The 26,569-nt window shown below is 72.4% G+C and carries 23 protein-coding genes; 7 read left to right on the top strand and 16 right to left on the bottom strand.

From position 1 onward, the window contains the following. Nucleotides 1-233 precede the first annotated feature (233 nt). Nucleotides 234-902, bottom strand: a complete 669-nt coding sequence (locus ACIRPX_RS02080) for a chaplin (protein WP_404187343.1) — start codon at nucleotides 900-902, stop codon at nucleotides 234-236. 299 nt (nucleotides 903-1,201) lie between these two features. On the opposite strand from ACIRPX_RS02080, the gene ACIRPX_RS02075 reads away from it, so the two are divergent. Next, nucleotides 1,202-2,782, top strand: coding sequence for an alpha/beta hydrolase (locus ACIRPX_RS02075; RefSeq protein WP_404187342.1), 1,581 nt, complete (start codon nucleotides 1,202-1,204; stop codon nucleotides 2,780-2,782). 22 nt (nucleotides 2,783-2,804) lie between these two features. Here ACIRPX_RS02075 and ACIRPX_RS02070 read toward each other — a convergent pair whose 3' ends face one another. Then, nucleotides 2,805-3,230: a MarR family winged helix-turn-helix transcriptional regulator gene (locus ACIRPX_RS02070; protein WP_404187341.1), complete on the bottom strand. Its 426-nt coding sequence runs from the start codon at nucleotides 3,228-3,230 to the stop codon at nucleotides 2,805-2,807. Between the two features lie 82 nt (nucleotides 3,231-3,312). Here ACIRPX_RS02070 and ACIRPX_RS02065 point away from each other — a divergent pair, with 82 nt between their 5' ends. Next, complete coding sequence (locus tag ACIRPX_RS02065; protein WP_404187496.1) at nucleotides 3,313-3,735, top strand: PaaI family thioesterase; 423 nt, start codon at nucleotides 3,313-3,315, stop codon at nucleotides 3,733-3,735. A gap of 34 nt (nucleotides 3,736-3,769) precedes the next feature. On the opposite strand, the gene ACIRPX_RS02060 is transcribed toward ACIRPX_RS02065, so the two are convergent. Together ACIRPX_RS02060 and ACIRPX_RS02055 are read right to left on the bottom strand one after the other, a co-directional pair. Next, nucleotides 3,770-5,026: an arginine deiminase gene (locus ACIRPX_RS02060; protein ID WP_404187340.1), complete on the bottom strand. Its 1,257-nt coding sequence runs from the start codon at nucleotides 5,024-5,026 to the stop codon at nucleotides 3,770-3,772. Nucleotides 5,027-5,052: 26 nt separating this feature from the next. After that, complete coding sequence (locus ACIRPX_RS02055; RefSeq protein ID WP_404187339.1) at nucleotides 5,053-6,480, bottom strand: basic amino acid/polyamine antiporter; 1,428 nt, start codon at nucleotides 6,478-6,480, stop codon at nucleotides 5,053-5,055. Nucleotides 6,481-6,630: 150 nt separating this feature from the next. On the opposite strand from ACIRPX_RS02055, the gene ACIRPX_RS02050 reads away from it, so the two are divergent. Further along, nucleotides 6,631-7,728, top strand: a complete 1,098-nt coding sequence (locus ACIRPX_RS02050) for a chemotaxis protein (RefSeq protein ID WP_404187338.1) — start codon at nucleotides 6,631-6,633, stop codon at nucleotides 7,726-7,728. A gap of 1 nt (nucleotide 7,729) precedes the next feature. Here the strand turns inward: ACIRPX_RS02050 and ACIRPX_RS02045 are convergent, their stop codons facing one another. Further along, on the bottom strand, nucleotides 7,730-8,143 hold the full coding sequence (locus ACIRPX_RS02045) for an SsgA family sporulation/cell division regulator (RefSeq protein WP_404187337.1): 414 nt from the start codon (nucleotides 8,141-8,143) through the stop codon (nucleotides 7,730-7,732). Nucleotides 8,144-8,489: 346 nt separating this feature from the next. Between ACIRPX_RS02045 and ACIRPX_RS02040 the strand changes: the two genes are divergently transcribed. Next, the gene (locus ACIRPX_RS02040) at nucleotides 8,490-9,905 is read left to right on the top strand and encodes a PP2C family protein-serine/threonine phosphatase (protein ID WP_404187336.1); all 1,416 of its coding nucleotides are present in this window, start codon (nucleotides 8,490-8,492) and stop codon (nucleotides 9,903-9,905) included. Between the two features lie 57 nt (nucleotides 9,906-9,962). Here the strand turns inward: ACIRPX_RS02040 and ACIRPX_RS02035 are convergent, their stop codons facing one another. Beyond that, nucleotides 9,963-11,456: a hypothetical protein gene (locus ACIRPX_RS02035; RefSeq protein ID WP_404187335.1), complete on the bottom strand. Its 1,494-nt coding sequence runs from the start codon at nucleotides 11,454-11,456 to the stop codon at nucleotides 9,963-9,965. A 233-nt stretch (nucleotides 11,457-11,689) separates the two neighbouring features. On the opposite strand from ACIRPX_RS02035, the gene ACIRPX_RS02030 reads away from it, so the two are divergent. Then, nucleotides 11,690-12,832, top strand: coding sequence for an aminoglycoside phosphotransferase family protein (locus tag ACIRPX_RS02030; RefSeq protein ID WP_404187334.1), 1,143 nt, complete (start codon nucleotides 11,690-11,692; stop codon nucleotides 12,830-12,832). Between the two features lie 289 nt (nucleotides 12,833-13,121). Further along, nucleotides 13,122-15,089 carry an N-acetylmuramoyl-L-alanine amidase gene (locus ACIRPX_RS02025; RefSeq protein ID WP_404187333.1) on the top strand — a complete coding sequence of 656 codons (1,968 nt, stop codon included), beginning with the start codon at nucleotides 13,122-13,124 and terminating at the stop codon, nucleotides 15,087-15,089. A gap of 21 nt (nucleotides 15,090-15,110) precedes the next feature. On the opposite strand, the gene ACIRPX_RS02020 is transcribed toward ACIRPX_RS02025, so the two are convergent. Further along, the gene (locus ACIRPX_RS02020; RefSeq protein WP_404187332.1) at nucleotides 15,111-16,229 is read right to left on the bottom strand and encodes an XdhC family protein; all 1,119 of its coding nucleotides are present in this window, start codon (nucleotides 16,227-16,229) and stop codon (nucleotides 15,111-15,113) included. Then, nucleotides 16,222-16,881 (bottom strand): UbiX family flavin prenyltransferase, encoded by a 660-nt coding sequence (locus ACIRPX_RS02015; RefSeq protein WP_404187331.1) that lies wholly within the window; start codon nucleotides 16,879-16,881, stop codon nucleotides 16,222-16,224. The genes ACIRPX_RS02020 and ACIRPX_RS02015 overlap by 8 nt, the downstream gene beginning before the upstream one ends. Before the next feature lie 42 nt (nucleotides 16,882-16,923). On the opposite strand from ACIRPX_RS02015, the gene ACIRPX_RS02010 reads away from it, so the two are divergent. Further along, nucleotides 16,924-17,670, top strand: coding sequence for a GntR family transcriptional regulator (locus ACIRPX_RS02010; protein WP_404187330.1), 747 nt, complete (start codon nucleotides 16,924-16,926; stop codon nucleotides 17,668-17,670). Here ACIRPX_RS02010 and ACIRPX_RS02005 read toward each other — a convergent pair. The 8 genes from ACIRPX_RS02005 to ACIRPX_RS01970 all read right to left on the bottom strand — a co-directional run bounded on the left by ACIRPX_RS02005 (nucleotide 17,600) and on the right by ACIRPX_RS01970 (nucleotide 26,563). After that, nucleotides 17,600-18,676, bottom strand: a complete 1,077-nt coding sequence (locus tag ACIRPX_RS02005; RefSeq protein ID WP_404187329.1) for an amidohydrolase family protein — start codon at nucleotides 18,674-18,676, stop codon at nucleotides 17,600-17,602. The two genes, ACIRPX_RS02010 and ACIRPX_RS02005, sit on opposite strands and share 71 nt — an antisense overlap. Continuing rightward, the gene (locus ACIRPX_RS02000) at nucleotides 18,673-19,518 is read right to left on the bottom strand and encodes an alpha/beta fold hydrolase (protein WP_404187328.1); all 846 of its coding nucleotides are present in this window, start codon (nucleotides 19,516-19,518) and stop codon (nucleotides 18,673-18,675) included. The genes ACIRPX_RS02005 and ACIRPX_RS02000 overlap by 4 nt, the downstream gene beginning before the upstream one ends. Then, nucleotides 19,515-20,414: an FAD binding domain-containing protein gene (locus ACIRPX_RS01995; RefSeq protein ID WP_404187327.1), complete on the bottom strand. Its 900-nt coding sequence runs from the start codon at nucleotides 20,412-20,414 to the stop codon at nucleotides 19,515-19,517. Before ACIRPX_RS01995 ends, ACIRPX_RS02000 begins: the two co-directional genes overlap by 4 nt. Continuing rightward, complete coding sequence (locus ACIRPX_RS01990; RefSeq protein ID WP_404187326.1) at nucleotides 20,411-22,726, bottom strand: xanthine dehydrogenase family protein molybdopterin-binding subunit; 2,316 nt, start codon at nucleotides 22,724-22,726, stop codon at nucleotides 20,411-20,413. The genes ACIRPX_RS01995 and ACIRPX_RS01990 overlap by 4 nt, the downstream gene beginning before the upstream one ends. Further along, nucleotides 22,726-23,280: a (2Fe-2S)-binding protein gene (locus ACIRPX_RS01985; RefSeq protein ID WP_404187325.1), complete on the bottom strand. Its 555-nt coding sequence runs from the start codon at nucleotides 23,278-23,280 to the stop codon at nucleotides 22,726-22,728. Before ACIRPX_RS01985 ends, ACIRPX_RS01990 begins: the two co-directional genes overlap by 1 nt. Next, the gene (locus tag ACIRPX_RS01980) at nucleotides 23,277-24,038 is read right to left on the bottom strand and encodes a GntR family transcriptional regulator (protein WP_404187324.1); all 762 of its coding nucleotides are present in this window, start codon (nucleotides 24,036-24,038) and stop codon (nucleotides 23,277-23,279) included. Before ACIRPX_RS01980 ends, ACIRPX_RS01985 begins: the two co-directional genes overlap by 4 nt. Beyond that, nucleotides 24,032-25,489: a UbiD family decarboxylase gene (locus ACIRPX_RS01975; RefSeq protein ID WP_404187323.1), complete on the bottom strand. Its 1,458-nt coding sequence runs from the start codon at nucleotides 25,487-25,489 to the stop codon at nucleotides 24,032-24,034. Before ACIRPX_RS01975 ends, ACIRPX_RS01980 begins: the two co-directional genes overlap by 7 nt. A 63-nt stretch (nucleotides 25,490-25,552) precedes the next feature. Continuing rightward, nucleotides 25,553-26,563, bottom strand: coding sequence for an ABC transporter substrate-binding protein (locus ACIRPX_RS01970; protein ID WP_404187322.1), 1,011 nt, complete (start codon nucleotides 26,561-26,563; stop codon nucleotides 25,553-25,555). Between the last annotated feature and the right edge of the window lie 6 nt (nucleotides 26,564-26,569).

Raw genomic sequence — 26,569 nt, 5'->3', positions numbered from 1 at the left:
CGGGCGCACCACAGCCGGGCGCACCACAGCCGGGCGCACCACAGCCGGGCGCACCACAGCCGGGCGCACCACAGCCGGGCGCACCACAGCCGGGCGCACCACAGCCGGGCGCGTATCCGCGCCGGCTCTCCCGTGCGCGCACTCCCCTCGCGCCGCTCCCGCCGTGGCGACGGCGGAAGGCCCCGCCGGTCACCCGGCAGGGCCTTCCGTCCGGCTCGGCGTACGGCGTGCGGTCAGCGCGCGGCCCGCCGCCTGACGCCCCGGTGGAGGACCACCCCGCCGACGATCAGGGCGGCACTCGCCGCGGCGGCGGGCAGCGCCTGGTCGCTGCCGGTGTGCGCGAGGGAGGCCTCGGCCCGCGGAGGGGCGGCGTGCCGGGCGGGGACCGGCCGCGGATGCGTCCTGGCCGGGGTGGTCGGTTCCGGCGCCGGCTCGGTGCAGTGGGGACCCGAGGTGTTGGTGGCGCGGTTGCCCGTGGCCGCGTTGCCCACGCCGACCACGTTCGCGGTGTTCCCGCTGACGTTCAGCGGGAGGTGCACCGGCAGCTCGACGGTGTTGCCCGAGACCACGCCCGGTGAATCCTCTGCGCCGCTCTGGGCCGTGCTGCCGCCCGCCGCGGAACCGTCCGCCGCCTGCTCGCCGCCCGGGCCCGCGTTCGTGCAGCTGTTGCCGGCGGCCGGGTTGAGGAGCCCCACGACGTTCACGGTGTTCCCGCACACGTTCACCGGGACGTGCACCGGCAGCTGGACGGTGTTGCCCGAGAGCACGCCGGGCGAATCGGCGGCGGCACCGTCGGCGGACGCCCCGTCGGCCGCGAAGGCGGAGCTCACCGGAGCTGCCAGGGCCATCGCGCCGGAGGCGGCGGCGACGGCGATCACACCGTTTCGGGTAACCCTTCTCATTGGTTCCCTGCCTTCCAGACTTGGTCGCGGGCACGTACCCCGCGCCGGAGAAGCGGGCGAGGCCCGCACGGGATAAAACGCGGGCGAACCATCCGGGTTATGGCTTATCGGTCTTTCACCCCATCGAGCGGCACGGTTATCGAACTAGCAGCAAAACCGCCGTACGTGCACGGACGGGTGCACAGGGTAGGACACCGTGCGCTCTCCCGCTGGCCCGGAGGCGGGCCCCACGACGCCCGCTTATCGTGATCGAGGGCGCTGCTCTCCCGGTCCCCCGGCGGGCGTCCCTGGAGGCATTCATGCTGGCCAAGTTGTCAACGCGGCCCGCTGCCGTCCGGCGCTGCGCCGCCACCGGAGTCACGGCCCTGGCCCTGGTGGGCGCGGGCCTGCCCGCGGCGGCCTCGGACGGCACCGGCCCCGACCTGACGCGGTTCTACCGGCAGAAGGTCAGCTGGTCGACGTGCCAGGGCGAGGACATGCCGAAGGACCTTCAGTGCGGCAAGGTCACCGTCCCCCTCGACTACGGCCGCCCCGGCGCCGGGACCCTCGACCTGGCTCTCGCCCGCTACCGGTCGACGGGCGGGAAACACGGCTCGGTGGTGCTGAACTTCGGCGGCCCCGGCGCGGCCGGCGTCAGCGAACTCGCCGCCGGCGGCGACGACTTCATGGGCCTGACCAACAACTACGACGTGGTGTCCTTCGACCCGCGCGGCGTCGGCAGGTCCTCCCCGGTCAGCTGCGGGGACGGCACCCCCGGCACGTCGTCCGCGACCGGCGGGAGCACGCCGACCAGCGATCCGCGGGCCCTGCTCGCGCAGTTGAAGAAGGCGGCCGACGCGTGCGCCGCGCACTCGGGGCCGGTGCTGCCCCACATCGGCACGGTGAACTCGGCGCGCGACATGGACGTGATCCGCGCGGCCCTGGGCGACAAGAAGCTCAACTACCTCGGTTTCTCCTACGGGACCCGGCTCGGCGCCGTCTACGCGGCCCAGTTCCCCAAGAAGGTCGGCCGGTTCGTCCTCGACGGCGTGGACACACTGACCGAACCGCTGTCCGAGCAGGGCGTCGCGGCCGCGGAGGGACAGCAGACGGCGCTGGACGACTTCGTGGACTGGTGCACCGAGGACATCGCCTGCCCCTTCGGACAGGACGCGCGCGACGCCCGCGACCAGGTCGTCCACCTCGTCCACTCGCTCGACCAGGACCCGGTGCCGACGGACTTCGGCCAGTCCTTCACCGGCCAGGATCTCGTCGCCGCCATCAGCCAGGCGCTCTACAGCAAGCAGTTGTGGCCCTCGCTGGAGCGGGCGATCGCCGAACTCGTCGAGGACGGCGACACCCGCGGGGTCATGGGCTTCGCGACCGGCGGTGCGGGCCTGCCCGTCCGGCAGCACAGGAACGGCGGCCTCGTCGACGAGAACGACGTGCCCCTCGACAACCTTCCGGCGGCGCTGATGGCGATCAACTGCGCGGACGATCCCGACCGCCCCGGCGCCGACCGGATCGTCGGCGAACTCGGCACGCTGCGCGCCGAGTACGAGCAGGCCTCACCGGTCTTCGGCCGCTACCGCCTCACCGAAATGCTGATGTGCTACGGCCGGCCCAAGGGCACCGACTTCATCCGCAAGGACGTACGGGACGTGCACACCCCGAAGATGCTGCTCGTCGGCACCCGGGGCGATCCGGCGACGCCGTACCGCTGGACCGTGGAGACCGCGAAGCGGCTCGGCTCCTCCGCCGTGGTGCTCGACAACAAGGGTGAGGGGCACACCGGTTACGCCTCCTCCAAGTGCGTGCACGGCAAGGTCGACACCTTCCTGCTCTACGGCACCCTGCCGCCGACCGGCAGTTCGTGCGGGCCGGAGCCGGAGGACCAGTGACGGCCGGTGACGGCGGGGCGCCTCACATCTCCCAGTGGGCGAGCTGGTGCAGCGCCCCCGCCGTCCGCACGAACCCGTCGTCCCCGAGCAGGTCCCGCAGCTCCGCGTTGAAGCGGTCCACCTCCGGCTGTGCCGCACGCAGGGCCGCGGCGCCCGCCTCGGTCAACTCCAGTACGACAGCGCGGTGTTCACGGGGATGTGCCTGCTTCAGCAGCAGGCCGGCCGCGGTGAGCCGGCCGGCGAGGGCGGTGACGGCCGACTCCCGCAGGCCGAGGGTGCGGGCCAGTTCCCGCTGGGTGATCCCGGGCCGGTCCCGCACGGCGAACAGCGCGCCGAGCTGGGCGGTGGTCACCCCGGCGGCGGCCAGGCAGCGCCGGTCGACCGTGGTGCGCAGCCGGTGCGCGGCCCGCTGGAGCAGGAAGAAGAGACGCTGATCAGGCTCGGCCATGGGCCGATGTTGACAGACGGCACCGGTGCGCGCCACCCTCACTTCACTGGTGAAGTGAGCTGAGGGGAACGTGAGCGGGACGATGGATCTGGAACTGGCCCAGCAGGTCCTCGGCCAGCAGCCCTTCAGCAGGCTGCTGGGCGCCCGGGTGACGGCGTTCGGCGACGGCGAGGCCACACTCGAACTGGACATCCGCGAGGAACTGCTCCAGCAGTACGGCTTCGTGCACGGCGGGGTGCTCTCCTACGCGGCCGACAACACCCTCACGCTGGCGGCGGGGACCGTCGTCGGGGCGGGGCTGATCACGTCCGGCTTCACCATCGACTATCTGCGCCCGGCCAAGGGCGCGGTCCTGCGCGCGCACGGCCGGGTGGTACGGGCGGGCCGGACCCGTGTCGTCACGCGCTGCGACGTGACCACCGTCGGCGCCGACGGCGCGCGGACCCTGTGCGCCGTGGCGCAGGGCAACATCGCGGTGATCGAACCCGCGGTCGGGAAGGATTAGGGAGTGCGGCACCGGCGCGGCGGGGGTCCTCCGTTCAGAAGCTGACGGGGTCGCGCACGATCGGGCAGGTCATGCAGTGCCCGCCGCCACGGCCGCGGCCCAGCTCCGCGCCGACGATGGTGATCACCTCGATGCCGGCCTTGCGCAGCAGCGTGTTCGTCTGGGTGTTGCGGTCGTAGGTGACCACGACGCCGGGCTCCAGGGCCACCGCGTTGTTGCCGCTGTCCCACTGCTGGCGCTCGGAGGCGTAGACGTCGCCCCCGGTCTCCACGATCCGCAGCGCGGACAGGCCGAGGGCCTTGGCGACGACGTCGACGAAGGGCCTCGACCCCTCGTCCGTGATGTCGAGACCGGGTGCCTTGTCGCTGGGCCGCAGGGAGAAGGTGCGGACGCCGTCCATGATGGACGGGTACAGCGTCACCAGGTCACGGTCGGCGAAGGTGAACACGGTGTCGAGGTGCATCGCCGAGCGCAGCTTCGGCAGGCCGGCGACGACGACGTGCTCCGCGGCTCCGGCCTCGAACAGCGCCTTGGCGACCTGGGTGACGGCCTGCCGTGAGGTCCGCTCGCTCATGCCCATCAGGACGACGCCGCCTCCGACCGGCATGATGTCGCCGCCCTCGAACGTCGCCTGTCCCCAGTCGCGTTCGGGATCGCCCCACCACACGGTGGAGCCCGTGTAGTCGGGGTGGAAGGAGTAGACGGCCTTCATCAGCAGGGTCTCGTGGTGGCGGGCGGGCCAGTACAGCGGGTTGAGGGTCAGGCCGCCGTAGAGCCAGCAGGTGGTGTCGCGGGTGTACAGGGTGTTCGGCAGCGGCGGCATCAGGTATTCGCGCACGCCCGTCGACTCGCGGGCCAGCGCCAGGTATCCGGTGCGGTACTCGTCCGGCAGGTCTCCGGTGGCCATACCGCCGATCAGATACCGGGCCAGCGTGCCGGGTTCGAGGGAGTCCAGGTAGGCGCGGGTGGCGTCGACGAGGCCGATGCCGACCTCGTTGGCGACGATCTTGCGGTCCAGCAGCCAGTCCCGGGCGCCCGGGACCGCCATGGTCTCGGCGAGCAACTCGTGCAGCTCGACGACCTCGACATCGCGTTCACGCAGTTTGTCGACGAAGTCGGCGTGGTCGCGCTGGGCGTTCTCCACCCACATGACGTCGTCGAAGAGCAGGTCGTCGGAGTTGGTGGGGGTGAGCCTGCGGTGGGCGAGGCCGGGGGCGCAGACCAGCACCTTGCGCAGCCTGCCCACCTCGGAGTGCACGCCGTACGCGGGACGGGAATCGTGACGGGTCACGGTGGGTCCTTCCGGGGAGCGGGCGGTCAGAGGTGGATCCAGCCCAGTGCCAGGGCGACGACACCCAGCGCGGCGCCGGCGACCGAGACGGCGAGGACGGCGAGTTCGTTCGGCGAGAACAGCCGCCGGCCCTGTTCCCTGCGGGCCATCACGAACAGGACGGTGGCGGGGGCGTAGACGATCAGGGAGACGAGGACGAACTTGAACCCGGCCGCGTAGATGAGGAAGGCCGTGTAGACGGTGGCGAGCACGGCCACCACCAGCTCGCCCCTGCCCGCCCGGTCCCCGGCCGCCGCGATCCGTGCGGCGAAGGCCGCGGCGAGCAGGAACGGGATCAGGGTCAGTGCGCTGGTGAGGTCGAGCGCGAAGTTGAAGGCGTCGTCCGAGAACAGGGTGACGATCAGGACGAGCTGGCTGAGCAGCGTGGACATCACCAGCGCGGGCACGGGCACGTCGGCCGGGGTGGCACGCCCGAGGAAGCGCGGCATGTCGTCGTCCTTGGCCGCGACGAACAGCACCTCGGCGGCCATCAGCGTCCAGGCGAGGTAGGCGCCGAGGACGGAGACGATCAGGCCGACGCTGACGAAGACCTGGCCCCAGGTGCCGACGGCGCTCTCCAGGACGCCCGCCATGGACGGCTGGCGCAGGTCGGCGATCTCGCTCATCGGCAGCAGGCCGTAGCTGACGATCGTCACCGAGGCGAAGACGGCGAAGACGCTGAGGAAACCCAGGACGGTGGCGCGGCCGACGTCCTCGCGGCGCCTGGCGTGCCGGGAGTAGACACTGGCTCCCTCGACGCCCAGGAACACGAAGACGGTGGCCAGCATCGTGCCGCGGACCTGCTGGAACAGCGAGCCCGCGTAGTCGGCGCCGCCGAAGTTCTCCGCGAAGACATGGGGTTTGAGGAAGAAGAGCGCGAGGACGACGAAGACCAGGATGGGCACGACCTTGGCGACCGTGACGATGCGGTTGATCGCCGCGGCCTCCTTGACGCCCCGGCTGATGAGCCAGAAGAACAGCCACAGCCCGGCCGAGGAGAGGACCACGGAGAGCACGGTGTCGCCGTCGCCGAGCGCGGGTGCGATCGCGCCGATCGTCGACATGATGAGCACCCAGTACGTCACATTGCCGACGCAGGCGCTGGCCCAGTAGCCGAACGCCGAGAAGAAGCCGAGGTATTCGCCGAACCCCGCCTTGGCGTAGGCGTACACCCCGGCGTTCAGGTCGGGCTTGCGCACCGCGAGCGTCTGGAAGACGAAGGCCAGCATCAGCATGCCGGTGCCGGCCACCGCCCACGCGATGAGGGCACCGGCGACACCCGTCTCCTCGGCGAACCGGCGGGGCAGGGAGAAGACGCCGGCACCGACCATCGAGCCGACCACCATCGTGGTGAGGGTCGGCAGGGAGAGTTTGGCCGCCGGTGCGGCCTGGGCTTCGTTCTCGACCTGCGTCATCCGACGTCCTGCGGAGTTCGGGCATCGCGGTGGCCGGCGATGCGGAGGGTGCCGTCCGAAGACGCGAGCGACGCTAGCAGCGAAATGTCTCTCTTGCCCGGTGCGCCCGCCCCTGATGCCTGATCGGCCGAACGGTCCTATCGTGCTGATATGGAGCACGACCTGAGTCCCTCAACCCTGTCCGAGCTCCGGCGCCCGCGCGCCTATCCGGCCGTGTCCGTGCTGACGCCGACCCACCGCCGGGAGCCCGAGAACACCCAGGATCCGGTCCGGCTGCGCAACGTGGTGGCCGAGGCCAAGAAGCAGCTGGAGGCCGATCCCGCCGTGAGCCGGGAGCGGCGTCTGGACGTGGTCCGCCACCTCGACCAGGCCCTGACCGAGGTGGACCTGGCGCATGCCGAGGACGGTCTGGTGATCTTCGCCGCCCCGGGTGAGCACCAGGTGTGGTCGCTGGCCCGCACCGTCCCGGAGCGCGTGGTCCTCTCCGACACCTTCCTCACCCGCAACCTCGTCTCCGCGCACGCCGCGGAACGGCCGTTCTGGGTGCTGTCGGTCTCCGCCGACCGGGTGACTCTGTGGAGCGGCGGGCCGGATCGCGTCACGGAGGACCGCAGCGGCGGCTTCCCCCGCACCCGGCGCCCGGAGAACTTCGACGCCGAGCGCAAGGAGCGGATCGGCGACGTGCCGAGCACGTTCCGCGACGAGGACACCCGCCACTTCCTGCGCGAGGCCGACGCCGCGATGGGCATGGTCCTGCGCGAGGCGCCCCGGCCGCTGTACGTCACCGGCGAGCCGGCCGCCCTGGCCCTGCTGGACGAGATCGGCAGCATCACCAAGGAGGCGGTGCACGTCCCGCACGGCGGTCTCGCGCACGGAACGCCCGACGCCGTACGGCAGGCGCTGCGGCCGACGCTCGCCGAGGAGGCCCGCCGCGGCACCGACGCCGTCGCCCGGGACCTCGAGTCGGCCCGTGGCCACAAGGCGTTCGCGGCCGGTGTCGACGAGGTGTGGCGCAGCGCGCGGGAAGGCCGCGTGCGGCTGCTGGCGGTCGAGGAGAACTACGGCCTGACGGTGCGCGACGTCCTCGGCGACCACCTGGTGCCGGCCGAGAGCGGCGATCTCGACGCCCGCGAGGACATCGTGGACGAGATCGTCGAGCAGTGCCTGGAGACGGGCGCCGACGTCCGCTTCGTCCCGGACGGCACGCTCGGGGACGCCTCCGGCATCGCGGGCATCCTGCGGTACTGACTCACACGTTGCCGAACAGCGCGCTCAGCCCCTCCTCGACGGACGCGCCGATGTCCTCCTGCCCGGCTGGCACCGCCGCGTACGTACGCAGCAGGAAACGGCGCAGGGCAGGGGTGTCGAAGCGGAGCAGCGCCATGCCGTAGGGCGAGTGGAGTTCCATCACCGTGCGCTGCGCGCCGCACGGCCACAGGTGCACGTCGCCGGCGCCCGCCGGACCGCGCAGCCCCTCGTCCAGCAGGGTCCGGCCGAAGGTCCAGGTGACCTCCGTGCCGTCCAGCGACACCTCGGGCGGGAAGTCGAGATGCACGGCCAGCGGGTCCGTGGAGAGGTACCGCAAGGTGACGGGGACGGGAAACTCCTGCTCGTCGGCGGTGATCAGACGGCCGCGGGCGGGCTGCTCGAGGGTGATGTCCATGATCGGTCTCCACTGCGGTCACCGGGTCGGCGGGATTGCCGTGTTCTGGTACGAGTCCGCAGATGCCGTCTGCATTACATGGAAGCGCTTCCACATTTGTGTGATCTGTGTCACTCGCTCCGCGCCACCCAGGCGGTGGCGTCACAGCGCCGGCGATCCGGCCGCCGTCACGGCACAGGACACGCGTACCGTCCGGCCGGTCCGGGAAGACGCTGGCATATGCCGGATGCACGACCGTGTCGTGTGTCGCCAAATCCCTTACAGCGCGTCGCGGGCTGTGCAAGAGTCGTAACCGGTCCCCAGCTCCGTCCGTCCCGGTCGCACCCTCCCCGCCTCGGAGTGCTTCATGCCGTCCCACCTCTCCGCGGATCGCTCAGCCGCCCAGCCGCCAGGACGCGGCTCGGTCGATGCGCTGATATCGCAGGCGCGGCGGCTCAAGGGGGACGTGGACGCCGTACGGCGGGACGCGCACGGCGACGGTTCGGACCCCCAGGAGCGCTGGCAGCGCGCGCTCTACGATCTGGCACTGCACCAACTCACCGACCTCGACGCCCACTTGGGGCAGCTGCGGGACGGCCCGGGACCGCCGCCGCCGGCCGACGGGACGAAGCCCGCGCCGGCCGTCACGCGCCCCGGCTCCTTACTCAGCCGCGTCGGCAGCGCCGAGTGGAACCTGCTGACGGACGAGGCGAGCTGGTCCGGAGAGCTCTACCAGATCCTGGGCCGTGACCCCGCCGCTCCCCCGCTCAGCCTCGACGAACTGCCGTCCGTGGTGGTCGACGAGGACCGCGCGATGCTGACGGCGATGGTCACGGACTGTCTCATCGACGCGCGGCACATCGACGGCGAGTTCCGCATCGTGCGCCCGGACGGCGAGGTGCGCGCGGTGCACATGATGGGCGAGCCCGTGCTCGACACCGACGGCAGCACCTCCTCGATGTGGGCCGTGCTGCGCGACGTCAGCGAACTGCGCCGCAGCCAGAAGGCGGTGAGCGAGACCCGTGACTCGCTCCAGCGCCACCAGCACCGCGCGCAGACCGAGCACCGGCTCGCGGTCGAGCTGCAGGAGGCCGTGCTGCCGCCGTGGCGCGGCTTGCTGCGGCTCCCGCACCAAGGACCCGAGACGCTCGATCTGGCGGCGCGCTGTCTGCCGTCCGCGGCCGGCGCCCTGATCGGCGGCGACTGGTACGACGCGCTCGAACTGCCCGACGGCCAGACCCTGCTGAGCGTCGGCGACCTCACCGGACACGGTGTCGCCGTCGCCTCGGGCATGGCGACGCTGCTGGGCGCGGTGCGGGGCATGGCGATGGCGGGCACGGCGCCCGGGCAGCTGATGTCCTGGCTGAACCAGCTGCTCGACGCCACCGTGCAACCGGCTCTCGGCAGCGCCGTCTGCTGCCGCTACCAGCCCGCGACCCGCACCCTGACCTGGGCACAGGCCGGACACCCCGCCCCGCTGCTGTTCCGCGACGGGACGGGGCGCAGGCTGCGCACACCGGGCGGCGTGCTGCTCGGCGCGACCTCCGGTGCCGTGTACGAGCAGGCCGAGGAGACCCTCGAGCCGGGCGATCTGCTTCTGCTGCACACCGACGGGCTGGTGCCCGGGCACACCGTCGCACAGACCGTGAACCGTCTCCTCGACCTGGCTCCGCGCTTCGGCAGGGCCCGGACCGCACAAGAGTGCGTACGGACGGTCGTCAACGAGTTCGGCGGGACCGAACGCGAGGACGACGCGTGCGTACTGGTCGCCAGGGTGCTGTGAACCGCCGTCGGGCGGCACGCCGACCCGGCGGGAATCGCCCGCAGCGGCACGGACGCCCTACACCCGTGCGCTGTTGCCGCCTTTCGCCGTCGGCCTGGGCAGCGCCATCTTGATCTCCTCCCGCAGCTCGTGGATCTTCGGGAAGCTGGAGAACTCCGCGGTGAGCCGGTACATCTGGCGCAGCCGGTCCCAGGTGCGGTGGGAGGAGTTGGTGCCCATCGACATCAGGGCCAGGCGCGCGTACCGGTCCGCCTGCTCGGGGTCGTCGGCGATGAAGCAGGCGGAGGCCATGGACAGGAAGTCGAAGATCTTCGACCGCTGCCGTCCGTCGACCCGCAGGGCCAGGGCCTTCTCCGCGTAGTGCTGTGCGTGCGCGGCCGCTCCCGGCTCGTGCTCGGCCAGCGTGCGGTAGGCCAGGGCCTGCATGCCGTACAGGTCCTCCTCCTTGAACATCTGCATCCAGCTCGGCGGCGGCACGTCACCCTTGTCGGAGACGAAGAGGTCCTCCGCCCGGCCGAGGGTGCGGCGCATCGCCTGGCCCTTGCCCATCGACGCCTGCGCCCAGGCCTCGATGGTGTAGAGCATCGCCCTGGTACGCGGCAGTACCTCTTCGCCGGAGCCCGACTGGGCGAGCTTCATCAGGTCGAGTGCGTCGTCGGGCCGGCCGAGGTGCACCATCTGGCGAGCCGCTCTGGAGAGCGCCTCCCCGGCACGCGGCCGGTCGCCGCCCTCCCGGGCCGCGTGGGCGGCGATGACGAAGTACTTCTGGGCCGTGGGTTCCAGGCCGACGTCGTGCGACATCCAGCCCGCGAGGACGGCGAGGTTGGCGGCGACGCCCCACAGGCGCCGCTGGAGATGGTCGGGGTGACGGTAGGCGAGCATGCCGCCCACCTCGTTGAGCTGGCCCACCACCGCCTTGCGCTGCAGCCCGCCACCGCGGGCTGCGTCCCAGGCCCGGAACACCTCCACGGAGCGCTCCAGTTCCTCGATCTCCTGCGACCCGATGGGGGCGGCCTCGAAGCGGTCGAACCCAGCGGGGTCGGCGTGCAGGGGATGGTCGTAGTCGGGAGCGTCGGCGGAGAGTGTCGCATCGGTGTGCAGCCATTCGTACATGGCGCTGCTGAGGGCGGATCCTGCGGTGAGCGCGACGCCCGCACCCACCAAGCCGCGTCGGTTGAGCATGAGGTCCATTCCCGTGAATTCGGTGAGGACCGCCGCGGTCCGCTCGGGCGCCCACGGCACACCGTCGGGATGTTCAGCGCTCCCGGCGTCCTGCCGTTTCCCCACACGCCCGTGCCGGACCAGACCGAGGTCCTCGATGGTCACGACACGGCCGAGACGCTCGGTGAACAGCGCCGCCAGCACCCTCGGCACCGGATCGCGCGGGATCTCTCCCATGTCGATCCAACGCCGTACCCGAGAGGTGTCGGTCGACAGCTGGGGGTGGCCCATGGCCGCCGCCTGCCGGTTGACCAGCCTCGCGAGTTCACCCTTGGACCAGCCGGCCAGGCCGAACAGGTCCGCAAGGCGGGTGTTGGGTTGTCCGCTCACGTCAAGCCCCCAGGTTCTCGGCTGAGTTGACAGTAGCCCGGTGCAAGTTGCCGGGCGACTATTCGCCAGGGTTCGCCAGGGTCCGCCAGATGGTGTGCCACTGGTCCACGGGTGTCAGGTAGGAACGCGCCACCCCGACCCGGTTGCCGAGGGGCATTCCCCAGGGTGCACCCAAGGGGCCGGGCCGGGTAGCGCACTGTCGTCGCAGGCACACGAAGGGATCTGTTTCGCCCATGTACGCAGCATCGTCCTCCGTGTCCGCCCCGCCCCGGTCGCTGCGCCCCCGCCCGGCCGGCGGCGGCCCCTACCTCGACCCCGGAGCCCGTCCCGCGGCCCCCGCGCTCGGCACCGGCCGGCCGCGGCGCGCGCCGGGGACCGGCACCCAACCGCTCAGCGGGAGACTCGACTTGTCCGGCCCTCAGGGCGCCCAGCTGCGTACGGCCATCGCGTCGGTGCACCGGATCTGCCCGGAGTTCGCTCCGGTACAGGTGCTGCGCCGCAGTGGCCGGTCCGTGCTCCTGGTCGGGACGACCGGGCGCAGCACGGCCGTCGCGAAGTGTTTACTGGACCAATCTCCCGCGTGGGCCGAGCGGATCCGCCACGAAATAGCGGCGTACCGCTCCTTCGTCCGGCACCGCCCGCCCGTGCGTGTGCCGAGGCTGATCGCGGCGGACCCGGACAACTGCACGCTGGTCATCGAACGCATGCCGGGACGGGTGGCGGCCCTGCAGCGGCACCCGGCCGAGGCCCCGCCCCGGGCCGACATCAGGGTGGCCCTCGGCGCGATCTGCCGGCTGAACGCCTGGCGGCCGCCGGCCGGCACCTTCGACGCCCCGCTCGACTACGCGGCCCGCATCTCCCGCTACCACGAACTGGGCCTGCTCACCGATCGCGACATGGGGGACCTGCAGAAGCTGGTGCACGGCATCGCCCACTCGGCGGGCCGTCAGGGCATGGGCCAGTTCTGCCACGGCGACGCCCTCCTGTCGAACATCCTGCTCTCACCGGCCGGTCCAGTGCTGGTGGACTGGGAGCACGCGGGCTGGTACCTGCCCGGCTACGACCTGGCCACCCTGTGGGCGGTGCTCGGCGACGCGCCGGTGGCCCGTCGCCAGATCAGCCAGATCGCCCAGTCGGCGGGCCCGGCCTCGCGCGACGCGTTCCTGGTGAACCTGATGCTGGTGCTCACGCGGGAGATCCGCACCTACGAGACCGCGGTGCAGCGTTCGATGCACGACACGACCCCGGCGGCACCGGGCACGGCCCACCCGGGTGCTGCGCCGTCCGGCGAGGAACAACGGCTGCTGCTCAGGCGGCTGCACGACGACTGCCAGCTGGCCCGCCGGGCCGTGCGCGCGGCGGTCGGCACTCGCTGACGGGGACGAAGGTCCGCGGTGCGCCCGGAGGGAGCGCACCGCGGACCTTTCGTGTGCCGCGGACCCGCGAGCCACCTTCCGGCAAAAACTTTCACAAGGGGCCATTGGTGTACACCGCTGACGCCCCGCAGGCCCATCAGCCTCCGCCGCGAAACTCCTCCATCCTCGTGTTGACATGGGAAATCCCCTGCCTCTGGGCATGATTGACGGATCGTCGGCCAGCCGGTACCACTGACCCACCGCCCGGCCCTGCACGCCCCGCCACGCTCGTTCGTCCCAGGAGGCTGCATTGCGAGGAACCGCCACCGACCCCACATCCGCATCCGGCCACAGACGCGCCCGCACAACCGCGGGCGCCCTCGCCACGGCGGCTCTGGTGCTGCCGCTGCTCGGCGCCGCCCCGTCCGACGCCCAGTCCTCCGCGGCGGACCGGCTCCAGTCGGCGTTCGCCTCGGCGTCCGCCGCGTACCACGTGCCGCAGAGCGTGCTGCTGGGCGTCTCCTATCTGCAGTCACGCTGGGACACGCACGCGGGAGCGCCGAGCGTGAGCGGCGGCTACGGCCCGATGCATCTCACCGACGCCCGCACCGCGCTCGCCGCCTCCTCGCACCACGGTGAGGGGACCGAGGACGCCCGGGGCGACTCGGCCCGCGCCGCCCTGCACCCGGACACCCGGGTCCCGGCGGAGTCCGAGCTCCCGGCCCGGCTCAAGACGCTGCCGAGGGCGGCGGGCCTGACCGGGCTGAGCGAGGAGCGGCTGCGTACGGACCCCGCGGCGAACGTGGCGGGCGGTGCCGCCCTGCTGGCGGCCGCGCAGAAAGGTCTCGGCGAGGAGCTGAGCGCGGACCCGGCGGACTGGTACGGCGCGGTGGCCCGCTTCTCGGGCGCCGGCGACACGGCCACGGCCGCGGCGTACGCCAACGACGTCTACGACGTGATCCGCACCGGCGAGGAGCGCGTCACGGACTCGGGCCAGCAGGTGGCCCTGTCCGCCCGGCCGGGGCTCTCCCCCGACACCGCCCAGCTGAAGGAGACCGGCCTGCGCACGGTCTCGGACGCGGGCACCGAGTGCCCGAGGTCGGTGTCCTGCGAGTGGATCCCGGCGCCGTACGCGGAGTTCGGGGACAACGACTACGGCAACCACGACCTGGGCGACCGTCCCGCGTCGCAGAGCATCAAGTACATCGTCATCCATGACACCGAGGGCACCTGGGACGGTGTGCTCAACCTGGTCCAGGACCCGACCTATGTGTCGTGGAACTACACCCTGCGGTCCACGGACGGGTTCATCGCCCAGCACGTGAAGGCCAAGGACGTGGCCTGGCACGCGGGCAACTGGTACGTCAACGCCAAGTCGATCGGACTGGAGCACGAGGGCTTCCTCGTCTCGCCGGACGCCTGGTACACGGAGGCGATGTACCGCTCCTCGGCGCGGCTGGTGCGGTACCTCGCCGCGAAGTACCGCATCCCGCTGGACCGGCAGCACATCCTCGGCCACGAGAACGTGCCGGGGCCCACGGCCTCGTCCATCCCCGGCATGCACACCGATCCCGGCCCGTACTGGGACTGGCGGCACTACTTCGATCTGCTGGGCCACCCCTTCAAGCGCACGGCCGGCCGGAACGGCGGGCTGGTGACGATCCTGCCCGACTACGCGTCCAACCAGCCCGTGTACACCGGCTGCGTCACCAAGGACCAGCCCTGCACGGCGCACGGCAGCGGCGAGGTACGGCTGTACTCGGACCACGACGAGAGCTCCCCGCTGATCAAGGACGTCGGGCTGCACGGCACCGGCGCCTCGACGATCGACGTCAACGACGTGGGGGCACGGGCCTCCACCGGCCAGCAGTACGCGGTCGCCGGCCGCCACGGCGACTGGACGGCGATCTGGTACCTCGGCCAGAAGGCGTGGTTCAAGAACCCGAGGAAGCACCCGACCGCGGTGAACGCGTCCGGATTCGTGGTGACTCCCAGGCCGGGCGCGACCGGCGTCCCGGTGTACGGGCGCGCCTACCCGGAGGCGTCGGCCTACCCGGCCGGGGTGCCCGTGCAGTCGGTGTCCCCGCTGCCGTACACCCTGCCCGCGGGCCAGAAGTACGTGGTCGGCGACGTGGTGCCGGGTGAGTACTACTACGCGGTCACCTTCACCACCGACTCGCACAAGGTGGTGCGGGGCAAGGACCTCTACTACGAGATCCAGTACGGCCACCGTGTGGAGTGGGTGCGTGCGGCGGACGTGCAGCTGATGCGCTCGTAGGCACCGGCGAGGTGCCGGCACTCAGGGAATGAGGCCCGGCGCGGCGGCCCGGTGGATGTCCCCGGTCAGGGCAGCGAGCCGCCGCCCGGTGCCTCCCCAGCGCAGCGAGATGATCTCCGCGGCGATCGACACGGCCGTCTCCTCCGGGGTGCGGGCGCCCAGGTCCAGGCCGATCGGGGAGGCCAGCCGGGCGAGTTCGGCCTGCGTGGCGCCCGCGGCGCGCAGCCGGCCCGTCCGTTCCCGGTGGGTGCGGCGGCTGCCCATCACGCCGATGTATCCGGCCCTGGTGCGCACGGCGGCGAGCAGCAGCGGCACGTCGAACTTCGGGTCGTGCGTCAGGACGCACACGACGGTCCGTTCGTCGATGTCCGTCTGCCGGGTGAGGTACTCGTGCGGCCAGGCCCGCACCACCTCGTCGGCGTCCGGGAAGCGGTCGGGGGTGACGAAGGCGGGCCGGGCGTCGCACACCGTCACCCGGTAGCCGAGGAAGGCCCCCATCCGCGCGGTGGCCGCCGCGTAGTCGATGGCGCCGAAGACCAGCATCCGGGCGGGCGGCCGGAACGCCTGGACGAACAGCGTGACCTCGTCCCGGCGCCGCTGCCCTCGCGCCCCGATGTGCCGTACGGCCGTGGTGCCCTGGGCGAGCAGCCCGCGGGCCTCGTCCGCCGCCGCCCGGTCCAGCTCCGGGTCGCCCAGCGTGCCCTGCGTGCCGCCGGCGGTCGCGGTCAGCTGGGCGCCGAGGGCCGCGGCGCCGCCGACGACCGTGGCGAGGGCGACCGGCTCGCCGCGGTCCACGGCGTCCAGCACCCGGGCCAGTTCCTCGCGGCGCGGGTCGTAGGCCCTGATCAGTACCTGCAGCGAGCCGCCGCAGGTCAGGCCGACGGCGAACGCGTCGTCGTCCGAAATGCCGTACGTGTGCAGCTGAGCGCGGCCCGTCGCCAGGACCTCGGTGGCGGCCTCGTACACGGCCGACTCGACGCAGCCGCCGGAGACGCTGCCGATCACCCGGCCCTCGGGCGTGACCGCCAGCACCGCACCGGGCTGCCGGGGTGCACTGCCGCGCACCCCGACGACGGTCGCGAGGGCGAGCGGCGTTCCGCTGCCCGCGAGTTCGGTCAGCTGCGGCAGGATCTCACGCACCGAGCGCCTCCGTCCGGGCCCGGCCGGCGCCGAGCTCGCCGGTCCACCGGGTGTACAGGGTGTGCGGGACGCCGATCGCGTCGAGCGCCTTGCCCGCCACGAAGTCGACCAGCTGCTGGACGTCGCGGGCGCCCGCGTAGAAGGCGGGGGACGCGGGCAGCACCGTCGCTCCCTCGTCGGCGAGGTCGGCCATCTGCCGGAGGGTGACGCGGCGCAGCGGTGTCTCGCGCAGCACGAGGACCAGCGGCCGACGTTCCTTGAGGGTGACGTCGGCGGCCCGCTGGATCAGGTCCTTGCTCAGGCCGGCGGCGATACCGGCGACGGAGGCCGTGGTCGCGGGCACGACCAGCATGCCTCCGGTCGGATAGCTGCCGCTGGACGGTCCCGCGGCGAAGTCGTTCTCCTTCCACACCACCATGTCGCCCGCGTCGCGTCCGATGAACGCCTTGACGTCGGTGCGCCACTGCGCCTCGCGGAAGGTCTGCCCCGTCTCGTCGAGCAGCGTGAGCCGGGCCGCCCTGCTGACCACGAGGTCGACGGCCTCGCCCCCGTCGAGCAGGGCCCGGATGACGGCCGCCGCGTACGGTGTGCCGCTGGCACCGGTGATGCCGACGACCCAGGGGGTCCTGGATGTGGTTGGCTGGTGATCCATGGGAGGGCCTTTCACGATGCAGCAGCGAGGTGGTGCGCCGAAGTGGCGGTGAACGGATCGGCCGCGTCGGCGGCACGCGCCCACGGCGAGCTGACGGCGGGCGAGCGGGAGATCCTCCGGGTGCTCGGCCGGACGCAGGACCTGGAGAGCGTCGGGGACGAGATCCTCGTCCAGGTCGGGGCGGCGATCATCGAGGGTCGGCTCAGGCCGGGCGATGACCTGAACTCGGTGGAGCTGGCACGCCGGTTCCACAGCAGCCGGACGCCGGTGCGCGAGGCCCTCGCCACCCTGGAGCGGGAGGGCCTCGTCGAGATCGTCGCCCGCAAGCGGCCGCGGGTGCGGCGGCTGGGCATCGAGGAGGTCCGTGACATCTACGAGCTCCGCGGTGAGCTGTACGGCCTGGTGAGCCGGCGCATCGTGGAGCACTGCACGGACGAGCAGCTCCGTGAACTCGCCGCCGTGCAGACGCGGTTGGAGGACGCGGCGGCCGACGGCGACCTGGACCGGTACTTCTGGCACAACGTCGGGTTCCGCAACACCGAGGCCCGGCTCGCCGCGAACGAGATCGTGCGGGGCGTCCTGGACTCCGTCGGGATCAGGACCCTGCAGCTGCGGCATCTCAGCCTGTCGCTGCCGGGCCGGCTGGACACGTCGGTCGCCGACCACCGGCGGCTGATGCGGGCGTACACCGACCGGGAGGCCGAGCTGGCGGCGGCCCTCACCCGGTCCATCGTGCGCCGGGGTCTGCAGGCGGTGGAGCGGTCGGGGTGGACGGGATTCGCGGACTGAGGCCGCCGGTGGCGAGGAGGCGGGCCGCCCCGAGCACGGTCGCGCGCTCCTCGCCGCCGGGCTTGGCCGCGTCGAGTGCCTCGACGGGCCGGTCCGAACGCATCGGGAACGGGTAGTCGCTGCCGAGCACGACATGCCCGTCGGCGAAGTCCAGCAGATGGCGCAGCGCGTCGTCGTCGTGCAGCACGGTGTCGTAGAAGAGCTGTCCGAGCAGATCGCGCGGGCTGCGGCCGCCTCGGGCGCGGAACTGCGGCGGCGCCGCCGTGAAGCCTTGCTGCAGCCGGCCGATCTGGTAGGGGACGAACCCGCCGCCGTGCACCAGCAGCACCCGCAGTCCGGGCCTGCGCTCGAGCACGCCGCCGAGCAGCAGCGCGGCCGCCGCGAAGGTGGTCTCGGACGGGTTGCCGACCAGGATGTGCAGGAACAGACGGCGGCTGCGGTCGGGCACGTCGAGTTCGGCGGGGTGCACGATCACGGGGACGCCGAGTTCTTCGGCGGTGTCCCAGAAAGGGTCCAACGACGGTTCGTCCAGGCCGAGTTCGCCCACCCGGGCGCCGATCTGCACGGCCACATGGCCCAGTTCGGTGACCGCGCGCCGCAGTTCCGCAGCGGCGTGCTGCGGGTGCTGCAGCGGTACGGCGGCGGCGGTCAGGAACCGGTCGTGGGTGGCGCGCAGTTCGGCCGCGGAGTCGTTCTGCACACGGGCCAGCCAGAGGCCGTCGTCGGGGTCGAGCTCGTATCCCGCGAGGTCCATCCAGGGGGCGACCAGCTGGAGGTCGACGCCCGCCGCGTCCATCCAGGCCAGCCGGGCCGGCACGTCGCTCAGTTGCGGCAGCAGGGGCAGTCCGCTGAGGCGGCCCGCGACCTCGACCCGGGTGACCGGCTTGCCGGCCATCTCCCGGGTGACGAGGCGTACTTGGTGATCGGCGCCCTCGTCGCGGATCCGTTCGACGGCGTACGTGCCGACATGGTGGGCGTGGGTGTCGACGACGACCGTTGCGCTCATGCGTGTTCTCCGACCGTGTCGCCGGCCGCCGCCCGGTCGAGCAGCGCCGTGAGCGCCTCGACCACGACGCCGGGGTTCTCCAGGGGTGTCAGGTGGCGGGTGCCCGGCACCACGGTGGCCGGCCCGTCCCCGACGAGCCGGGCCAGGGTGCGGGCCATCTCGGGCGGGGTGGCCTTGTCGTCCTCGCCGACCAGCACGGCCGCGGGGTGCGGGACGGTGGGCGCGCCGTCGCGCAGGTCGGCCCGGCCCAGCATGGCGCAGGTGGCTTCGTAGCAGTCGAGGTCGTTCGCGGTGAACACCCGCGTCAGCCGGTCCATCAGCTCGGGCTCGGCCGCGCGGAAGCCGTCGCCGAACCAGCGGGTCAGCTGGAACGGGATCAGCGACGCGAGGCCCTTCGTCCGGGCGGCGGCGGCCCGGGCGGCCCAGTCCTCCGGCGCTGTGGGCCCGTACCAGGCGGTGGTGTCCACGAACAGCGCGCCGCGGGTGCGTTCGGGATGCCGGGCCGCGAAGGCCTGGGCCACGCAGCCGCCCATGGAGCAGCCGGCGACGACGGTGTCCGCCCAGCCCAGGTGGTCCAGGAGGTCGGCGAGGTCGTCCGCGAACTGCTCGACGGTGTAGGGCCCGGTGGGGCGGCCCGAGCGGCCGTGGCCGCGGCAGTCGTAGGTCACCGTCTCCGCGCGGCCCGCGAGCGCCGCCGTCACCCCGGTCCACACCGAGCGGTCGAGGGCCAGGCTGTGCACGAAGGCGATCCGCGGGGCGCCCTCCGGCCCCGGACGGCGGGTGTACGACAGCGCGACGCCGTCCCGTGCGCGGGTCTCCCCGTCGATCGCGGTGGCGGTCATCGGTCTCCTCCGGCAGGGGTCTCGGCGCGACGGATCGCGGTGGTCAGGGCACGCCGGGAGAACTCCGCGATCATGCGGGTCTTGTAGGCGGCGGAGCCCTTGACGTCGTCGTAGGGCGTGGTGGTGGCGGCCGCGCGGTCGGCGGCCCGCTCGACGAGGTGCCGGTCGGCGCGGGCGCCGGTCAGCTCGGCGAGGTCGGCGGCGACGGGGCCGCCGGCCACCGACCCGACGGCGAGCGAGAGTTCGCGTACGGTCCCGTCCTCGGCCAGGGTGACGACCGCGGCGACGTTGACGCAGGCGTACTCCCAGACGCCGCGCACGAGGAACTTCTCGTAGGCGGACCCGGTGCGTGGCTCGGGCAGCGGGAGACGTACGTGCTCGATCAGTTCGCCGGGGCGCAGCCGGTCCAGCTCCGTGACGGTGAGGGTCCGGCTGCCGGTGAGGCTGCGTACGACGACGGTCGCGCCGGCGGCGGTGAGGGCGACGGGCGGGTCGTGGCTGTCGTCGAGCGCGGCGAGGTTGCCGCCGAGGGTGACCATCCGGCGGATGCGGCCGGTGGCGACGGAGCGCGCCGCCTCGGTCACCACGGGCCAGGCCCGGGCGAGCCGCCGGTCGGCCGCACAGTCGTCGAGCCGGGTGCCGGCCCCGATGGTGAGGTGATCGGCGAACACGGTGATGTCGGTGAACCCGGGCAGGTCGGCCACCGACACCAAGGCGGTGGGCGCCGAGGTGCGCCGGGCCCGGCGGGCGAGCGTGTGGCCGACGCCGCCGCCGAGGACCGCCGTGTCGCCGGCGACGAGCATCCGCAGCGCCTCGTCGGCGGTGCGGGGGGTCAGCAGGGTCGCGGGGGCCGAGAGCGTGTCGCTCTGCACCTGTGTGGAGTCGAGTGCGGTCATCGGGCTTCGCCTTCCTGCATGCCCCAGAAGATCTTCTCGGCGGTGACGGGCAGTTCGTGGACGCGGACGCCGACCGCGTCGGCGACGGCGCTCGCGATGATCGAGGGCACCGGGTCCAGGGCGATCTCGCCGACGCCCTTGGCCCCGAAGGGTCCTGTCGGCTCGTAGGAGTCGGCGAACTCGACGTGCAGCTTGGGCATGACGTTCGCCGTCGGCAGCTTGTAGTCGGAGAAGTTGGCGTGCGTGGGGGCGCCGTCGCGCCAGTCGAACCGCTCGGTCAGGGCCATGCCGAGGCCCTGCGCCACCGCGCCCTCGACCTGGCCCTCGGCCAGCGGCGGATTGAGGACGGTGCCGCAGTCGACGACCGCGGCGAGCTCCAGGACGGTGACGGCGCCGGTCGCCGGGTCGACCTCGACCTCGGCGGCCTCGGCGACGAAGTTGTAGGCGCCCGACTCGTTGCCGTAGCGGCTCTGGTCGGGGAACTCGGAGGGGTTGTCGAAGGAGCCGATGCCTACGATCGGCATGCCGTTCGGGCGGTACAGCTCCGCCCGCACGACCACCCCGACCGGGGCGCTCACCGGGCCCTCGCCGTCGGGGCCGGCCGGGCCGTGGACGACGCCGTCCTTGACCCACAGCTGTTCGGCGGGCCGCTCCAGGCGGCGCGCGGCGGCTTCGAGCAGCCCCTGGCATGCCTGTTCGGCCGCCCGCTTGACCGCGTTGCCCGCGACGTAGGTGACGCGGCTGGCCAGTGCGCCGAGGGCGTGGGTGGCCAGGTCGGTGTCCGGGCGGGTCACGGAGATGTCCGCGACCGGCAGGCCGAGTTCGGCGGCGGCGATCTGGGCGAGGGTGGTGCGGGCTCCGGTGCCGATCTCGCCCTCGCCGACGATGACGGTGGCGCGTCCGTCCTCCGTCAGCCGGACGATGGCGGAGCTGCCGTCGTAGTCGCCGAAGCTGCGGCGGCCGGAGACGTGCACGCTGACGCCCATCGCGAGGCCCCGGTTCGGCGTGCGGGCGGCCCGCTTCGCCTCCCAGTCGATGGCCTTGGCGGCCTTGCTGATGCACTGCTTGAGTTCGCAGCTGGTGATCTTGTGGTTGTGCGGGGAGACGCTGCCGGACTCGACGGCGTTGAGCAGGAAGAGGTCCGGGACCTCGATGCCGAGCTTCCCCGCCGCCAGGTCCCAGGCCTGGCCGACGGCCCAGTCCGCAGAGGGGTTGCCGAAGCCGCGGAAGGCGCCGGTCGGTTCGAGGTTGGTGTACACGAGCCGCGAACGGGCGCGTACGGCACGGTAGTTGAACAGCGCGTCGTGCCGTACGGTCGCCGCGCCGAGGACGGCCTGGGCCTTGCCGGTGTAGGCGCCGTTGTCGGCGATCACCTGGATGTCCTTCGCGGTGACCAGGCCGTCAGCGGTGAAGCCGAGCCGGACGGTGTAGCGCATCGGGATGCGCGGCCGGCCGGCGAGGAACTCCTCCTCGCGGGTGTTGACCAGTTGCACCGGCCGCCCGGCCTTGCGGGCGAGGATCGCGCAGATGACGGAGGTGTTGTCGTCGCCGGACTTGCCGCCGAACCCACCGCCGATCTCGGTCTGGACGACCCGGACGGCCCGCAGCGGCAGGCCGAGCGCGGTGGCGTAGCGCTGGCGGGCGAGGAACGGAGTCTGGGTGTTGACCCACAGGCTGACCCGGTCCTGCGACCACTCGGCGGTGCAGCCGATGGTCTCGATGGAGCCGTGCCACTGGCGGGCGGTCTGCCAGGTGCCCTCCACGACGACGTCGCTGCGCCCGAACCAGTCCTCCACGCCGCCCCGGTCGAAGCCGAACTCGTGGGCGAGGTTGCCGGGCGCGTCGTCGTGGACGAGGGGTGCGCCGTCGGCGAGGGCCTCGTCCAGGCCGAGGACGGCCGGGAGGACCTCGTAGTCGACCCGGATCAGTTCGGCCGCCCGCCGCGCGGTCTCGGGGTCGCGTGCGGCGACCGCGGCGACCTCGTCGCCGACGTACCGGACCCGGTCGGCGGCGAGCGGGTACAGGTCGGGCCGGAAGGCGCCCCACTTGACGCCGGCGGTGTCCGCTCCGGTGATCACGGCGTGCACTCCGGGCAGCCGCTCGGCGCGCGAGGTGTCGACGGACACGATGCGGGCCGAGGCGTGCGGGGAGCGGACGACGGCGCCGTGCAGCATGCGCGGCAGCCAGTTGTCCCCGGCGAACACCGCGCGGCCGGTGACCTTCTCAACGGCGTCGATGCGTTCGACGGGGGTGCCGATGACGGCGGGGAGGATCTCCCGGCCGAGGTCGAGGGGCAGTTCGGCGGTGGACATCAGTGCACCTCCTCCGAGGCCGCGGCCCGGTGCAGGGCGACGGCCTCGCGCGCGGAGTCGAGGATCTTCACATAGCCGGTGCAGCGGCAGTAGTTGCCGTCGACGGTCTCCCTGAGGCGTTCCTCGCCCGGGTCGGGGTCCTCGTCGAGCAGGGCGCGCAGGGCCATCACGTGCCCGGGTGTGCAGAAGCCGCACTGGAGGCCGGAGCACTTCACGAAGGCCCGCTGCACGGGGTCGAGTCCGCCGGCTCCGCCGAGGTCCTCGACGGTGCGCACGTCGCGGCCCTCGACGAGGCCGACCATCTGCAGGCAGGACGGCACGGCACGGTCGTCGACGATGACGGTGCAGGCCCCGCAATACCCGATCGCGCAGCCGGACTTGGTGCCGGTCAGCCCCAATTCGAGCCGCAGGACGTCGAGCAGGGGCGTGGTCGGGTCCTGCACGTGGACCTCGACGTCCTCGTGGTTGAGCCGGAAGCGGACGGGTACGGCCATGTCGTTCTCTGCCTCGGATTCGCTCGCCGTGATGTCGGGTGGGTCGAACAGGTCGGTCATGGTTCTTCTCCGGTCCATCCCGAGCGCTCGATCGCCGTGTATCCGGCCCGCACCAGGGACTGGGTGAGGGCGGAGGCGAGTTCGGCGTCCCGGTCCTCGTACGCCTGGAGCAGGCGCGCGTGGTCGCGCACGGACGGTTCGAGCCGGCCGGGCTGGGACAGGCTGAGGTGGCGCAGTTGCAGGGCGCGCAGCCCCAGCGAGTCGAGCACGCGGCGCAGCGTGGCGTCGCGGGCGATGTCCGCCTCGGTGGTGCGGAACTGCACGTTGATCCAGAAGTAGCGGTCCACGTCGCCGTCGGCCGCGGCGTCCTCCAGCGCGCGCTGGTGGCCGCGCAGGGTCTCCAGGTCCGCCTCGGTCGCCGTCCGTACGACGGCGCGGCTGACCAGGGCGTACAGCTCGGCGCGCAGGTTGTACAGCTCCCTGACCTCGCTCAGCAGCAGCCGGGCGACGCGTGGCCTGCGCCGGGCGGTGATCTCGACGAAGCCCTCCCGCTCCAGCACCAGCAGCGCTTCGCGCACCGGGGTCCTGCTGCTGTTGAACGAGCGGGCGAGTTCGACCGAGTTGAGGTCGTCGCCGGGCGACAGACGTCCTTCGATGATCTCCGCGGCGACGGCCAGCGCGATCTCGTCGGCGATGCTGGGCACGGAGGTGCCGCGGCCCAGCGTCCGGACGAGTTCGAGCTGGCGGGCCGCCTCGCCGACGGGCCTGCGCCCGTTGCGGCCGGAGACCGTGGGGGGTGCCGCTTCCGCCGTCACCATGTGCCGCCCAGTACGTCGGGCCAGCGCCGGGTCACCCGGTCCAGCAGCTCCCGGCTCGCCTCGGCGACCTTCGGGAACTGCTCGAGCCGGGTCCAGGGCCGGCAGGCGTCGATGACGGCGCGGGTGTTGAAGGGCGGGGCGCCCTGTTCGCGCAGCGGGTCGACCCGGCTGCCCCAGGTGCGACGCATCGTCTCGATGTCCTCGGCGGGGTCGGTGCGCGTGCACATCGCCCACACCACGTCGTTGAGGCTGCGCGGATCGACGTCGGCGTCGACGACGACCACGAACTTGTTCATGTAGGCGGCCGCCGGCAGCTGGGCCGCGAGATATCCGGCCTGGCGTGCGTGGCCCGCGTACTGCTGGTGGACAGCGACCGCCAGCAACTGCCGACCGCCGCCTGCCTCGTGGGCCCACACCCCCTCGACGCCCGGCAGGCCGGCGCGCACCAGCGCGTCCTGGATCATCGCGGACTTCATCACGCTGCGCATGTAGGAGTAGTCGTGCGGGGGCTTGCCGGGAGGGGCGCCGAGCTGGATGGGGTCGTCGCGGTGGTAGACCCGCTCCACGTCGAGGGTGAGCACCTCTTCGGTGCCTCCGCTGTAGTAGCCGGTCCACTCGCCGAAGGGGCCCTCGGGTTCGCGCCGCCCGGGGCGCAGCCAGCCCTCGACGGCGAGCTCGGCGGCGGCCGGGACCGGCAGTCCGGTGACCTCGCCGCGGATCACGTCGACGGGGCGGCCGAGGATCGCGCCCGTGTACTCCAACTCGGAGGTTCCGGCGGGCACTTCGGTGCCGGCGACGACCAGGAGCAGCGGGTCGTGGCCGAGGGAGGCGGTGACCGGGGCGCGGCCCTCACGGGCGAACCAGGCCCGGACGTGTGCGGCCCCGTGCTTGCCGGCCTCGATGTTGATGCTGGCCGCGCGGCCGTCGTGCTGCACCTGCATCCGGTAGGCGCCCGCGTTGAGGGTGCCGGTCTCGGGGTCGGTGGTGAACACCGCGCAGCCGGTGCCGATGTAGCGGCCGCCGTCCCCCTCGTGCCACTTGGGCACCGGGAAGTCCAGGAGGTCGATCTCCCCGTCGCGCAGGACGTTCTCGCGGACCGGTCCGGTCGGCACCTCGCGTACGGGGTACCGGGAGGCGTTCGCCGCCCACTCCCCCGGCTTGGTGCGCAGCGCCTCGACCAGGGTGCGGTCGTCGAGGTCGGTGCCGAGCCTGAGGGTCATGCCCAGGCGGCGCGCGTTGCCCATGGAGGCGGTGAGGACGCGCCGGCCCGGACGGTGGCCGACGATGTCGTCGAAGAGCAGCGCGGGTGGCGAGGGCCGTTTGTAGTTGACCTCGGAGGCGGCGCCGATCTCCAGGTCCCAGTGGGCGCCCGCGATCGTTCTCACCTCGCCGAGCTTGTCGGCGAGTTCCAGCCAGTCTCGCAGGTCGTGGATGTCATCGAGTGACGTCACGTCCCTCGCCTCCCTGTCGTTTCTCGGGGCGCCGGCCCGCCGGGCGGGCGGCGCACGGGGGCCTCATCGGTACAGCGAGGCGATGAAGCCGGACTTCTGCACCTCGTCGACGTAGGAGTTGTCGATGAAGATCCCGGTGTCCTTCGGCATCGTTCCGACGCCCTTGGCCACGGTGGCGGCGAACGCGTCGTGGACCAGGGCGGGATCGACCCGGGGCGTCCTGGCCCACAGGCGGTCGAAGAAGTCGTACGAGTACTCGGCGAGCGCCTTGTCGTCGACGCCGCTGTGCTTCATGATGCTCGCCACCGCCGCGGCCCTGTCGTTGTGGAGCATGGCCAGGCACTCGGTCTCGGACTTCACGAACGCGGCCACGGCCTTGCGGTTGACCTTCAGGTAGTCGGACTTGACCGTGTAGGCGTTGGCCGCGGCGGGCAGGCCGGTGAAGTCCATGATCTTCTTGAAGCCCTTCTGGCGGGTCTTCGTGCCCGTGGGCGGCTGGGTGACGATCGCGTCGACCGCGCCGTTCTCCAGTGCGGAGACCTCGGCCGGGGTGCTCTTGAGGAAGACCTTGTGGACGTCGCCCTGCTTCCAGCCGTTGTGCCGGACGAGCGAGTCGACCGCCGCGTCACCCAGCGAGCCGGGTGAACTCAGGCCGATCTTCAGTCCCTTGACGCCGTCGCCGGGCCGGACCGACTTCTTGCCCCACATCTCCAGGTAGTAGCGGTTGATGGGCAGGGCGATGTACCGCAGGTCGACGCCCTTGAGGTTCATGGCGCCGGCCGCCGTCGAGGTGGTGGCTCCCACGCCCACCTGCACGCTGTTGCTGACCAGGGCGGCGACGAGCTGCGAGGAGCTGTTGAGCAGGGTGAGCTTGACGTCGAGGCCGTTCTTGCGGAAGACGCCCTTGTCCTGGCAGATGTAGAGGTCGGAGTAGGCGGCGCCGATCGCCGTGTAGCCGATCGTCATCTTCATGCTGGACTTCTGCACGGAGGCCGTCGGCGTCACGGCGCAGCCCGACACGGCCAGGAACAGCGCGGCTCCGAGGGCGGCGGTCAGCGGTGTGGCGATACGCATGGGCGG

Origin of the sequence: Streptomyces sp. NPDC101225 (assembly GCF_044767585.1) — a bacterium.
Taxonomy (GTDB): Bacteria; Actinomycetota; Actinomycetes; order Streptomycetales; family Streptomycetaceae; genus Streptomyces.
The sequence above is the reverse complement of the archived record's forward strand: the minus strand, read 5'-3'. Positions and strand labels throughout refer to the sequence as shown.

What these genes read in the sequence shown, in the direction of transcription:
- ACIRPX_RS02080 (WP_404187343.1), bottom strand. Translation starts at nt 902, where the DNA reads ATGAGAAGGGTTACCCGAAACGGTGTGATCGCCGTCGCCGCCGCCTCC.
- ACIRPX_RS02075 (WP_404187342.1), top strand. Translation starts at nt 1,202, where the DNA reads ATGCTGGCCAAGTTGTCAACGCGGCCCGCTGCCGTCCGGCGCTGCGCC.
- ACIRPX_RS02070 (WP_404187341.1), bottom strand. Translation starts at nt 3,230, where the DNA reads ATGGCCGAGCCTGATCAGCGTCTCTTCTTCCTGCTCCAGCGGGCCGCG.
- ACIRPX_RS02065 (WP_404187496.1), top strand. Translation starts at nt 3,313, where the DNA reads ATGGATCTGGAACTGGCCCAGCAGGTCCTCGGCCAGCAGCCCTTCAGC.
- ACIRPX_RS02055 (WP_404187339.1), bottom strand. Translation starts at nt 6,480, where the DNA reads ATGACGCAGGTCGAGAACGAAGCCCAGGCCGCACCGGCGGCCAAACTC.
- ACIRPX_RS02050 (WP_404187338.1), top strand. Translation starts at nt 6,631, where the DNA reads ATGGAGCACGACCTGAGTCCCTCAACCCTGTCCGAGCTCCGGCGCCCG.
- ACIRPX_RS02045 (WP_404187337.1), bottom strand. Translation starts at nt 8,143, where the DNA reads ATGGACATCACCCTCGAGCAGCCCGCCCGCGGCCGTCTGATCACCGCC.
- ACIRPX_RS02040 (WP_404187336.1), top strand. Translation starts at nt 8,490, where the DNA reads ATGCCGTCCCACCTCTCCGCGGATCGCTCAGCCGCCCAGCCGCCAGGA.
- ACIRPX_RS02030 (WP_404187334.1), top strand. Translation starts at nt 11,690, where the DNA reads ATGTACGCAGCATCGTCCTCCGTGTCCGCCCCGCCCCGGTCGCTGCGC.
- ACIRPX_RS02015 (WP_404187331.1), bottom strand. Translation starts at nt 16,881, where the DNA reads ATGGATCACCAGCCAACCACATCCAGGACCCCCTGGGTCGTCGGCATC.
- ACIRPX_RS02005 (WP_404187329.1), bottom strand. Translation starts at nt 18,676, where the DNA reads ATGAGCGCAACGGTCGTCGTCGACACCCACGCCCACCATGTCGGCACG.
- ACIRPX_RS02000 (WP_404187328.1), bottom strand. Translation starts at nt 19,518, where the DNA reads ATGACCGCCACCGCGATCGACGGGGAGACCCGCGCACGGGACGGCGTC.
- ACIRPX_RS01995 (WP_404187327.1), bottom strand. Translation starts at nt 20,414, where the DNA reads ATGACCGCACTCGACTCCACACAGGTGCAGAGCGACACGCTCTCGGCC.
- ACIRPX_RS01990 (WP_404187326.1), bottom strand. Translation starts at nt 22,726, where the DNA reads ATGTCCACCGCCGAACTGCCCCTCGACCTCGGCCGGGAGATCCTCCCC.
- ACIRPX_RS01985 (WP_404187325.1), bottom strand. Translation starts at nt 23,280, where the DNA reads ATGACCGACCTGTTCGACCCACCCGACATCACGGCGAGCGAATCCGAG.
- ACIRPX_RS01980 (WP_404187324.1), bottom strand. Translation starts at nt 24,038, where the DNA reads ATGGTGACGGCGGAAGCGGCACCCCCCACGGTCTCCGGCCGCAACGGG.
- ACIRPX_RS01970 (WP_404187322.1), bottom strand. Translation starts at nt 26,563, where the DNA reads ATGCGTATCGCCACACCGCTGACCGCCGCCCTCGGAGCCGCGCTGTTC.